Genomic DNA, 11,165 nt, shown 5'->3' on the forward strand with positions numbered 1-11,165 from the left:
TAGCTGAGCTCAATGATATCAATCATCGGTGGTACTCTGAATCTGAATGGGACACCTACCATACCAGTACCTACGGACACATAAACATTGGCATGTTCATGCTTATATAAACCACGTTTATGACCCAAGATAGACACTTTTTTCATGATGTAATCTGTCAACCACGGAAGCTCCACTTGTCCCCCATGAGTATGCCCTGACAACATCAACGGATGAGTTGGCAATTTTGGCACCATATCCACCGTATCCGGATTATGTGACAGAATTAACCACGGCTTATCTTGTGGTAAATCAGGCATATCCCGCATGTCAGCCTTACCTGCCCACAAATCCCCCACACCAATCAATCTAAACTCATCAAACTCAACAATCTTACCTTCAATATCCATCACCTGATTTGAAGCTAGCGCATCTTTTAATAATGCCTGAATCGGTGGACCTGGATATTGCTCATCATGATTACCATTCACAGAATAGACAGGCGCTTGAATTTCTCTTAATACTCGGAGCTCTTCTGCCAGCTTATTTTCTGGTTCATAGGTCCAATCACCTGCCACAACCACTAAATCTGGTTGAGCTTGATTAATCTTATTCACGATAATTTTCAGTTGTCTTTCATGCCCAGAAAACAATCCAATATGTAAGTCTGCAATTAATGCCACTTTAATCGGATGTTTAAAGGGTTGCGCCGAACTTAACTTGTAACTCAGGTTATTCACTACTACACGATGTGGCTCAATGAAACGTGCATAAATCAATACACTGCTCAACAAGAAAATAAACACACCTTCATGCAATGAAAATATACCTTGCCAAGTAGCAAAAATACTAAAAAACCACAACGGAACAAGTAAATACGAAAGATAAAATGCCAAGAGATGAACAAAGGCTTTAAATGGATGTATGGTTTCAGTTCGAGATTGGCTCATCCATGCTTGCGTGACTCCCCAAATAGCGAAGAGCGAGAAAATAATATAGAACGCAGCAAGGATGTTATTTGTTGTCCACATATTCAATCTCTTTCATTAAATCAGACGAATAATCTGAGTGGTTCATTTATCTTTTAAATGGTGCTCTTTATACTTTAGCACATTGAGTTCAAAGAATAGATTATGCAAGCAAATCACATGGAAAAGAATCAATCTCAACAATTGAATCGCCAAAAGAAAACATCTTTTAAAATGCGCTTCATCATGAGTTCATGTTTGATTCTTGCTTTACCCGCATGCTCAACTTTACCCATTCAACAAGCTGTTGCACCTCAATATGCGTATGACATCGACACTCATGACACTTCATTGGCGCAAATTGTCGAACCTTTGAAAATTAAGAATCCTGAATTAACAGGTTTTCATGTTTTATATGATCCAATCGAAGCGATAGCTGCACGTTTTCAATTAATTGAGAAAGCTGAGAAAACACTCGACCTTCAATATTACATTTGGGATAACGACCGTGTAGGTGCATTGGCTCTTTATAAAATCATTCAAGCTGCTGATCGTGGTGTAAAAGTCAGATTGTTAATGGATGACAATAACGCTAAGACGATGGAAAGTATTTATCTCGCGCTGGATCAACATCAAAACATTGACGTAAAGTTATTCAATCCTTATAAATTCCGACGCCTTAGACCCGTTGATATGATTTTGGATCTGAAACGTATCAATCGACGGATGCACAACAAAACGTTTACAGCTGACAATCAAATTACCCTGATTGGCGGCCGAAATATGAGTAATCAATACTACAATGTCAGTGACCGATATCAATTTTCAGATGTTGATGTCATGCTTGTCGGTCATGCAGTAAGTGATATTACACACTCATTTGATGAGTACTGGAATCATGAATATGCCTATCCAGTTAAAAATATTGTCAATCATCAACAATATACATTGCGCTATGAAGGTTTAAAACAGCAACTGCAAGAGCACTTTGATGATGGTGCTGTACGTAGTTATGTTGAAATTACTCGTGAATCTCATGATTTTGATCGTTGGCTCAATCAAGAAATTAAGCTGGATTGGGTGAAAGCAGAAGTCATCAAAGATTCTCCTGAAAAAATCAAAGCGAAAGCTAAGAAAGAAGAACATCTCAACTTTCAACTGGTTGAACGCTTAGAGAAACCAGAAAAAAGTGTCGATATCATTTCCGCTTACTTCGTTCCTGAACGCAAGGGTGAGCAACGCTTAAGTGCGATCGCACAAGATGGCGTTAAAGTTCGCGTACTGACCAACTCTTTTAAAGCCAATGATGTTGCGCTTGTTCATGCATTTTATGCGAAATATCGTCAGGATTTACTGCAAAACGGCGTAGAGTTATATGAGTTCCTCCCTGCTTTGCCAGAAGAATTCCAAAATAAAAATAATATTGAAATTTCTAAGCAGTCCAAAGTGAGCCTTAAAGGGCTGAGTCGCTCAAGCCTGCATGCAAAAATGATGGCTTTGGATGATAAGCAAGTATTTATCGGATCATTTAATTTTGATCCACGTTCAGCCAATTTAAATACTGAAATAGGCGTCATTTTAAACAGCCAGCCCCTAGCGCAAGCTGTGCATAAAACCATGGATCAGAACCTAAAAAAATATGCCTATAAATTAGTTCTAGATTCACAAAATAATATTAATTGGAAACAAGCGACACCTGAAGGTATTAAAATCTATACCAAAGAACCAAAAATGAAATGGTGGCAAAAAGCAAGCTTGAAAGTTATCTCGTGGTTGCCAATCGAAGGATTCATGTAAAAGCAGGGATCATCATGATCCCTGCTTTGCTTCTACTGATTAAGCTTTGAGTACTTTTTGATGTAATACTTCCAATCCTTCCTGCATTCTGAGTTGCACTTCTCTCGTTAAGCTTTCAACTGTATGTCCAGTAACATCAATCGTGGGCAAAGCTGTTAAATGTGCAACGACTTGAGGCATTTCCAATACTGCTTTGAGATGCGCTGTAAATCCAATATTTCCAATAAAGGGAGCAACATGATCTAAATCCCCCTCTTGATTGACATAACAGATTAAACAAACTTGCACTGGTTTTTGAGCCTCGATAGCTGCAGCTAAAAGTCTTCCATGCACTTTTTTGACTTTAGTTCCATCAGTCGTGGTTGCTTCTGGAAAAAATAAGACAGGAATATTTTGCTTCAAAAATTCTGTGATTTGCTCTTTAATACGGACCGAATCTCCTGAACCTCGGTTAATGAACAGTGTTCCACCACCCTTGGCAAGTTTCCCAAAAATCGGCCAATTTTCAATTTCTGCTTTTGCTAAGAAAAATACACGCGCACTCGAACCTAATACAGGAATATCTAACCAAGAGATATGATTGCTCACCCATAATGCGGGTTCACGAGGAATGTTGCCATGTACTTGTAAATCGATATTAAAAACTTTGCATAAGCGACGGCAAAAATGTTGTACATAGCGAGTATTGTTTGGATTATTCGGATTTTTATACATTTGATGCCTAAAAATTAAATAAAACCCTTCAGTGACAGCAGCAGTACCTGAGATGATTTTTTGGCTATATAGCGCTGTTTTTGAAAATAAATTGAGTTTTTTAGGCTTTAATGTTGTCATAAATTATTTCACTAAATAATAACAGGCGTTATCCACTATAGCTCCATTCTATACTGAGCTCACCAGAGATGCATTGATTATAAAAACCGTATACATAGATTTGAAAATTCAATTTCAATTCAAATACCCAATAAAATATAATTTTTAAATCGAATTTATAGATTTAAAAATTATGCAAACTACAACTCAATCACCATCAAATCAAGTCATTCCCATCTGGTCGGCACTCTTCTCATTGGCATCAATTGTCGGTGGCGTCTTTTTATTTATGCTGGCGTTTATACTTATGTTCAAAACTGCTTTAGGTTAATTTAAATCTATTTCCCTCAATTGTTCAATTTCCTCTACACTAGAGTTTTGATGTGGAGTATTAGCTGAGTGGAAGTTACTGGACAAAATCAAGCAAATGAACGTGCGGTCTTGGTGAGTGTTAATGTCCAAATATTAGAAGATCTTGATCAAGAAGAATTTCGTTTATTGGCCAAATCTGCTGGTGCAGAGATTCTTGAACATATACAAGCTCAACGTATTAAACCTGACCCTAAATTTTTTATTGGTTCGGGCAAAGCTGAAGAAATCGCCGAATTTGTTGCAGCGGTAGAAGCTGATATTGTCATTTTCGATCATTCCCTCACACCATCTCAAGAACGTAATCTCGAGCGTGTTATTCAATGTCGTGTCATCGATCGTACTCGCCTGATCTTAGATATTTTTGCACAACGCGCACGCACACATGAAGGTAAACTACAAGTTGAATTGGCTCAGTTAGACCATCTCGCTTCACGTTTAGTGGGTGGTCGCATGGGCTTAGATGGCCAAAAAGGTGGTATTGGTTTACGTGGTCCAGGTGAAACACAATTAGAAACAGATCGTCGTTTACTTCGTCACCGCATAACCCAGCTCAAAGACAAACTTGAAAAAGTCCGCCAAACACGAATTCAAGGTCGTGCAGCGCGTCAAAAAGCGTCTATTCCAACAGTGTCTCTAGTCGGTTATACCAACGCAGGAAAATCCACCCTATTTAATATTCTTGCTGAAAGTGATGTGTATGCAGCAGATCAATTGTTCGCAACTCTTGACCCAACTTTAAGAAGATTAAATTGGGATGGCATTGGAACATTGGTCTTGGCTGACACAGTGGGATTCGTTCGCAATCTTGCACACTCGTTAGTAGAGTCATTCAAAGCAACCCTTGAAGAAACACTTGAGGCGACTTTGCTTTTACATGTTATCGATTCAAATAGTCCAGAAAAGCTTGAGCAAATTGATGCTGTTGAAAAAGTCTTAAAAGAAATTGGGGCTCAAGTGCCAATACTACGCGTATACAACAAAATTGATCAAACGGGAGAAGAACCTAAAATCATTTATGCTTCTCCCAATTTGCCTGATCGAGTCTATGTTTCAGCACACTCAAGTCAAGGTTTAGATTTACTGCGACAAGCCGTTCAAGAGTGTTTAATGGGGCAAATACAACAATTTGAACTCACACTCAGACCTGAATATGGCAAATTACGCAATCAACTGTATGAATTAAATGTGATTCAGTCTGAACATTATGATGATCTAGGTCATTTGATTTTAAATATTCAAATTGCGCCACATAAATTAGAGCAACTTATAAAACAAGCACATTTACCAATTGATCAAATTCTTGGTGATAAGGCGCAACAATTTAAAAGACCTTTAGAAGAGTTTGAAATCAAATCATAAATCAGTTAAAACGTGATAAATAATGTTAAAAGTATAATCATGATGCAGTGGATGAAAACGATAGATTGGCCAGCATGGATTGGCACCATAGTGCTTATTATTGGCTTCCGAGAAGGTTCAGTTTGGCTCATGACTCAATTGAGTCATCCCGAACTGGGCAATCTTGTCGGGTTGCTTTCCTTACTACTTGTACTGTTTGCTTGGCGTAGATTTGGCACTCTTCCAATCAGAGTTGTCGATGTAAATAATAAAATCATGAAAGAAAGTGCTTTCGCATTTTTACCAATTAGTGCTGGGGCATTGGTTATGTTGGTTCATATGGGTAAAGAAATTCCTCTTTTTTTACTCGTACTCACGTTAAGTACACTTATTCCACTTTGGGTTTACGCCAAAATGGCAAAACGCTGGTTATAGGAGAGAAATATGCTCGCAATTTTAATCGGCTTTGCTATTACGTTATTCGCCTATTTAATTTCAAAACCCTGTAACCGTGTCGTACCACAGATTCCTGTAATTGTATTCGGGATGTTCTTTGTGATCGTCATCTTACTGATTATTGGTATTCCTTATGATCACTACATGAAAGATGTCAATCCGATTTTTGATCATTTATTAGGATACGTCACAGTGGCTCTCGCGATCCCACTTGCAGCGATGCGTTATGACGATTTACCACTAAAAGGCATTTTAGGAATATTAGTGTTTGCTAGTGTCAGTGCTGTCGCATTGCCTATGGGCTTAGCGTATCTACTGCATATGGCAGATTCGACCATTATGGCTTTCGCTACACGTGCAGTGACAACACCAATCGCAATTAATATTGCGACCTTACTCCATGCACCAATTAGCTTAGCGATTTTAATCGTTATTTTATCTGGCGTGATTGGCGCAGCTTTTTCACCACTCATACTACGTCATATTAATGATGAGCGTGCCTCAGGCTTAGCACTCGGTTTAGCAGCCCATGCGATTGGGACAGCTCAAGCTTGGCAACGAGGCAGTGTAGCTGGTCGTTATGCTGCATTTGGTATGGCGGTAAATGCAACGTTTACAGCCGTTTGGCTCCCTACTTTTATTCACTTTTTAAAAGCGACCTCTTGATATACCCACAACTGAAAATAAAAAAGCCACTGATGAGTGGCTTTTTTATTAGACGAAAACGACCAAAAGTAGATTCTATGCAAACATAGGATTATCAACAGCAAACATTTGCTGATCTTCAAGACGATACGCCATTAATTGATTGCCCCAGACACAACCACCGTCAACACTCTGAATATGCGCAGATATTGTTTTGCCCTGTAAGGCAGCCCAATGTCCAAAAATGACTTGATGAGTTTGAGCAGCTTTTGACTCATATTCAAACCATGGCTGATAGCCAGCTGGCATCGGCTCATCTAAAGCATCTTTAAAACTAAATTCAAGTCGACCCTCTGGATCAGTCAAACGCATACGGGTTAGATAATTCACGATACATCGTAAGCGCTCATATCCTGTTAAATCATCTGACCATAATGTAGGTTCTTTACCATACATTTCTTTCAAAAATGTATCCAGAACATCAAAATCATCATGCGCAATAACCGTTTCAACCTCTTGAGCAAACTGTTTCACTTGCTCTACTGTCCAAATATGTGGAATACCCGCATGTGTAATGACAATATTTTCATTTGGACATAAACATAAGGGTTGTTTGCGTAACCAGTCAATTAAATCATCACTGTCAATCGCATCAATCACATCACGAGTATTGTCTTTCTCTTTAATCTCTTTAATGCCCCTTGCGCCCGCTAACAATGTCAGATCATGATTACCCAAGACTGTCGCAGCAACGCCACGATCGACCAGTTTCTTGATAAAACGCAAAGCGCCAATCGAGTTCTCACCACGTGCGACTAAATCACCCGCAAACCATAAAAAATCCTGATCAGGATCAAATTTGATTTCCTTGAGTAACATTTTCAAAGCTTCAAAACAGCCCTGAACATCACCAATCACGTAATTATATCGAATGTTTTCACCAGCCATTTATGCATCTACCATTTGATCTGCAAGTGCAACAAATTGAGCAAGTGTTAATGTTTCCGGACGCGCCATTGGATCAACACCAGCTTTTTCAAATCCTTCCTCTTGCAACATGCCTTTTAAACTGTTGCGAAGTGTCTTACGGCGTTGTGTAAATACATGGGAGACTAAACGTGCCAAGGCTTTTTCATTCTTCGCCACTATTGGTTTTACATCATACGGCTCTAAGCGAAATACCGCAGAAGTTACTTTGGGTGGTGGATTGAACGAACCAGGTGGCACTTCAAACAAGAATGTCGGTTTACAGTAGTACTGAATCATGACTGATAAACGACCATATTCTTTGGTATTTGGTGATGCCGTAATACGATCGACCACTTCTTTTTGCAACATGAAGTGCATGTCTTTGACTTTGTCACCAAACTCTAAGAGATGAAATAACAAAGGTGTAGAAATGTTATAAGGTAAGTTACCGACAACACGCAACGGACGACCATCAAACAGTTCAGTGAAATCGTAGCGTAAGGCATCAGTTTCCACAATAGTTAAACGTTCAGGATGCGGTACACGACCGGGTAATCCAGCTGCTAAATCACGGTCTAATTCAATGACAGTCAAAGCATCACATTCACCAATTAAAGGCGATGTTAAAGCAGCAAGACCTGGACCAATTTCAACAATATTGTCACCAGTACGCGGGTTCACCGAACGCACAATTTTGGCAATGACACGTTGGTCATGTAAGAAGTTTTGACCAAAACGCTTACGCGTGTGATGCCCTTCATCTTTCGGGTTTAAGGCATTAATCTGATACATAAAGATTTCCAACGTGTAATTAAGACAAGATCACTGACGCGCTAAATCGAGCGCTAAGTCCACAGCCACCTGTAAGCTCGAGCTTTTCGCAAGTCCAGTACCTGCGAGGGAGAGTGCTGTGCCATGATCGACAGAGGTGCGAATAAACGGCAAGCCCAAAGTAATATTAATGGCTTCACCAAATCCTTGCGATTTTAACACAGGTAATCCCTGATCGTGATACATGGCTAAAACTGCATCGGCATCTTTTAAATTTTCTGGTGTAAATAAGGTATCTGCAGGCAGACATAAACTCATGTCTATCCCTTGCGCACGATAGCGTTCAAGTACAGGATTAATCACTTCGATCTCCTCCACTCCTAAATAACCATCTTCACCTGCATGAGGATTTAAACCGCACACCAAAATTTTGGGAGATTCGATTTTAAATTTTGATTTTAAATCATGAATCAGAATGTCGATGACCTGATGCAAGCGCTCAGCTGTAATCGCATCCGCAACCGCACGAAGGGGTAAGTGCGTGGTTGCAAGTGCAACACGTAAGGTTTTGGTTGCCAGCATCATGACCACGCGTAACACACCAGCAAACTCTTGGTAAAACTCAGTGTGACCACTGAAATGAATACCTGCCTCATTAATCACTGACTTTTGTACAGGTGCTGTCGCCACGCCAACGCTTTTACCTGACATCGCATAATCTGCAGAACGGCGGAGTTGCTCTAAGACATAACTCGCATTTTGAGCATTTAACTCACCCAGTACTACTCTTTCATTTAAAGGAATATGTTCCACATAAAGCTGACCCACTTTTGACGATGTTTGTTGCCCTTGATACTCAATCACTTCAACTTCAAGATGAAGTATTTCTGCACGTTGCTTGAGCATTTGTATATCAGCAAGCACGACGAGTGGACGCTCATCCAGACGTTGCGCAAGGCTTAAACAGATATCAGGACCAATTCCAGCAGGCTCACCGCTGGTGACATACAAAGGAAGCATAACGATCATCATTCAAGGATTTTTATTATTTTAATACAGATCGAATGTGCGATGTTCAACAATCCCAAAATGGTAAAATCTTAGCCCTCTGATTTTTTAATCGTTCTTTTGAGTCTTTTAGCGCCAATCCATACGAAATCTTGCATCTAATAGACCAATTGCATGAGCCATCTCGGATACACATACAATCACGATAACGAGGAACAAACCTAACAAAAGAATCCGTCCAATCGTTGAACGCACTGAATAAAACGCTGAGTCTTTAATGCACAAGAAACCAAAGCCACCGATTGAATAAATAAACCAAGGGAAAATCATAAAATGTGCATACATTGAATATATAAGAATGACACTCAAAACATCGATTCCATAAATAGCGCCAAACACCACGCCTAACGCTAAATATATTCCGAGAAAAATAAATAAAAATCCGGTCAAAAATTTCGTCACTTTACTCACTTTAATTTGATCATGGCGTGAAGATAAATCTGAATGATGAACAGAATGAGAGAAACGATCATTATTATTTTGTGAACTCATCAAAACTCCGAGCTATTATTATGATTATTTCCTCATTCTAAAAGAAATTGATTAAATAAACCGCTATACTTTTCAATCTAAATTAAATAGAATATGCCCCTCGAAATCTTAATATTTTGATTGTGGTTCTAGTGTTTTTCCGCTAGAATTCGCTCTCCTTTTTGTTTGGACAGATTCCACCGTCCAAACCAACTATAATAGGTAGTGGTTAATGAAAACTCTCAGCGCTAAGCCAGCTGAAGTTCAACACGACTGGTACGTTGTTGATGCTTCTGGCAAAACTTTAGGTCGTCTTGCGACTGAAATCGCACGTCGTTTACGCGGTAAGCACAAAACTTCTTATACTCCTCACGTTGACACTGGTGATTACATCGTAATTATCAATGCTGAGCAAGTTCAAGTAACTGGTAACAAGTCACTTGATAAGAAATACTATCGCCACACTGGTTTCCCTGGTGGTATCCGTGAAACTAACTTTGAAAAATTAGTTGCTCACAAGCCAGAAGAAATCTTCCAACGCGCTGTAAAAGGCATGTTGCCAAAAGGTCCTCTTGGTTATGCTATGATCAAGAAAATGAAAGTGTATGCTGGTGCTGAGCATCCTCACACAGCTCAACAGCCACAAGTTTTGGACATCTAAGGGATACAGCACATGGCTACTAACTATGGTACAGGTCGCCGTAAGACCGCAACTGCACGTGTTTTCCTATCTGCTGGTACTGGTAAACTCGTTATTAACAACCGTTCTTTAGAACAATACTTCGGTCGTGAAACTGCTCGTATGGTTGTACGTCAACCACTTGAGCTTTTAGATGCTACTGAGAAATATGACCTTTACATCACTGTTGCTGGTGGTGGTATCGGTGGTCAAGCTGGCGCAATCCGTCACGGTATTACTCGTGCATTGATCGCTGCTGACGAAACTTTAAAACCTGCTCTTCGTCAAGCTGGTTTCGTTACTCGTGATGCTCGTGAAGTTGAACGTAAGAAACTTGGTTTACGTAAAGCTCGTAAACGTCCACAATTCTCTAAACGTTAATTTGTTTTCCGAATTCGGAACAAAAAAACCTTGGCTTATGCCAAGGTTTTTTTTCATCTTTATATTTTCCCTTACTCATGAAAATCAGTCGTACACGATACTTTAAAATGAATATTAAACTCTGATATCAATAAAAAGACGCTAGTTTTTATTGCTCTATTTTGACTGACTTAAACAAATATATGCTTAATCATCTATCCCAATTTGAGGATTGTTAACTTTTTACAACTTTATTAAAAAATACTTTCATGCAGTTTTTTAAATTAAAGGGATAAAAATGTTAAATAGGGAAATATGTTTATCATTCGCCGTAGCCGCTACAATATTAGGTACATCCAATATTGCACAAGCAAATAACTCACAATCGATAGATGCTTTAGCCGTGTGTTGGCAATCCAATACGGGTAAGCATGTTTGTGATGGACCCATACAAAGATTAATGTCTTCATATGAAAACA

At 39.2% G+C, this 11,165-nt stretch carries 13 protein-coding genes; 6 read left to right on the plus strand and 7 right to left on the minus strand.

What is annotated here, in order from left to right:
• On the minus strand, window positions 1–1,010 hold a 1,010-nt coding region (locus CL42_RS14220), incomplete at its 3' end, for a metallophosphoesterase (RefSeq protein WP_035270000.1).
• Between the two features lie 171 nt (window positions 1,011–1,181).
• On the opposite strand from CL42_RS14220, the gene CL42_RS14225 reads away from it, so the two are divergent.
• On the plus strand, window positions 1,182–2,744 hold the full coding sequence (locus CL42_RS14225; protein WP_228133294.1) for a phospholipase D family protein: 1,563 nt from the start codon (window positions 1,182–1,184) through the stop codon (window positions 2,742–2,744).
• A 39-nt stretch (window positions 2,745–2,783) separates the two neighbouring features.
• Here the strand turns inward: CL42_RS14225 and CL42_RS14230 are convergent, their stop codons facing one another.
• Window positions 2,784–3,578 (minus strand): lysophospholipid acyltransferase family protein, encoded by a 795-nt coding sequence (locus tag CL42_RS14230; protein ID WP_035270002.1) that lies wholly within the window; start codon window positions 3,576–3,578, stop codon window positions 2,784–2,786.
• A gap of 378 nt (window positions 3,579–3,956) precedes the next feature.
• Between CL42_RS14230 and hflX the strand changes: the two genes are divergently transcribed.
• From hflX to CL42_RS14245, 3 genes are read left to right on the plus strand one after another with little or no spacing between them, the layout of a single operon-like run.
• Entirely contained in the window at window positions 3,957–5,288 is a 1,332-nt protein-coding gene (gene hflX, locus CL42_RS14235; RefSeq protein ID WP_035270005.1) for a ribosome rescue GTPase HflX, read from the plus strand.
• Window positions 5,289–5,330: 42 nt separating this feature from the next.
• Window positions 5,331–5,702: a hypothetical protein gene (locus CL42_RS14240; protein WP_035270025.1), complete on the plus strand. Its 372-nt coding sequence runs from the start codon at window positions 5,331–5,333 to the stop codon at window positions 5,700–5,702.
• Window positions 5,703–5,711: 9 nt separating this feature from the next.
• Entirely contained in the window at window positions 5,712–6,389 is a 678-nt protein-coding gene (locus tag CL42_RS14245) for an LrgB family protein (RefSeq protein WP_035270007.1), read from the plus strand.
• A gap of 75 nt (window positions 6,390–6,464) precedes the next feature.
• Here the strand turns inward: CL42_RS14245 and CL42_RS14250 are convergent, their stop codons facing one another.
• The 4 genes from CL42_RS14250 to CL42_RS14265 all read right to left on the minus strand — a co-directional run bounded on the left by CL42_RS14250 (window position 6,465) and on the right by CL42_RS14265 (window position 9,668).
• A complete protein-coding gene (locus CL42_RS14250) occupies window positions 6,465–7,316 on the minus strand; it encodes a symmetrical bis(5'-nucleosyl)-tetraphosphatase (protein WP_035270008.1) in 852 nt (283 codons plus the stop codon).
• Complete coding sequence (gene rsmA, locus CL42_RS14255; protein ID WP_035270009.1) at window positions 7,317–8,129, minus strand: 16S rRNA (adenine(1518)-N(6)/adenine(1519)-N(6))-dimethyltransferase RsmA; 813 nt, start codon at window positions 8,127–8,129, stop codon at window positions 7,317–7,319.
• A 30-nt stretch (window positions 8,130–8,159) separates the two neighbouring features.
• A complete protein-coding gene (gene pdxA / locus CL42_RS14260; protein ID WP_228133293.1) occupies window positions 8,160–9,140 on the minus strand; it encodes a 4-hydroxythreonine-4-phosphate dehydrogenase PdxA in 981 nt (326 codons plus the stop codon).
• Between the two features lie 105 nt (window positions 9,141–9,245).
• Window positions 9,246–9,668 carry a hypothetical protein gene (locus tag CL42_RS14265; RefSeq protein ID WP_035270015.1) on the minus strand — a complete coding sequence of 141 codons (423 nt, stop codon included), beginning with the start codon at window positions 9,666–9,668 and terminating at the stop codon, window positions 9,246–9,248.
• A gap of 211 nt (window positions 9,669–9,879) precedes the next feature.
• Between CL42_RS14265 and rplM the strand changes: the two genes are divergently transcribed.
• Entirely contained in the window at window positions 9,880–10,308 is a 429-nt protein-coding gene (gene rplM / locus CL42_RS14270; RefSeq protein ID WP_035270016.1) for a 50S ribosomal protein L13, read from the plus strand.
• Between the two features lie 12 nt (window positions 10,309–10,320).
• The gene (gene rpsI, locus CL42_RS14275) at window positions 10,321–10,707 is read left to right on the plus strand and encodes a 30S ribosomal protein S9 (RefSeq protein ID WP_035270019.1); all 387 of its coding nucleotides are present in this window, start codon (window positions 10,321–10,323) and stop codon (window positions 10,705–10,707) included.
• 258 nt (window positions 10,708–10,965) lie between these two features.
• On the opposite strand, the gene CL42_RS17435 is transcribed toward rpsI, so the two are convergent.
• On the minus strand, window positions 10,966–11,165 hold a 200-nt coding region (locus CL42_RS17435), incomplete at its 5' end, for a hypothetical protein (protein WP_212771605.1).

The sequence above is a fragment of the Acinetobacter sp. Ver3 genome, from assembly GCF_000632455.1.
Lineage (GTDB): Bacteria > Pseudomonadota > Gammaproteobacteria > Pseudomonadales > Moraxellaceae > Acinetobacter.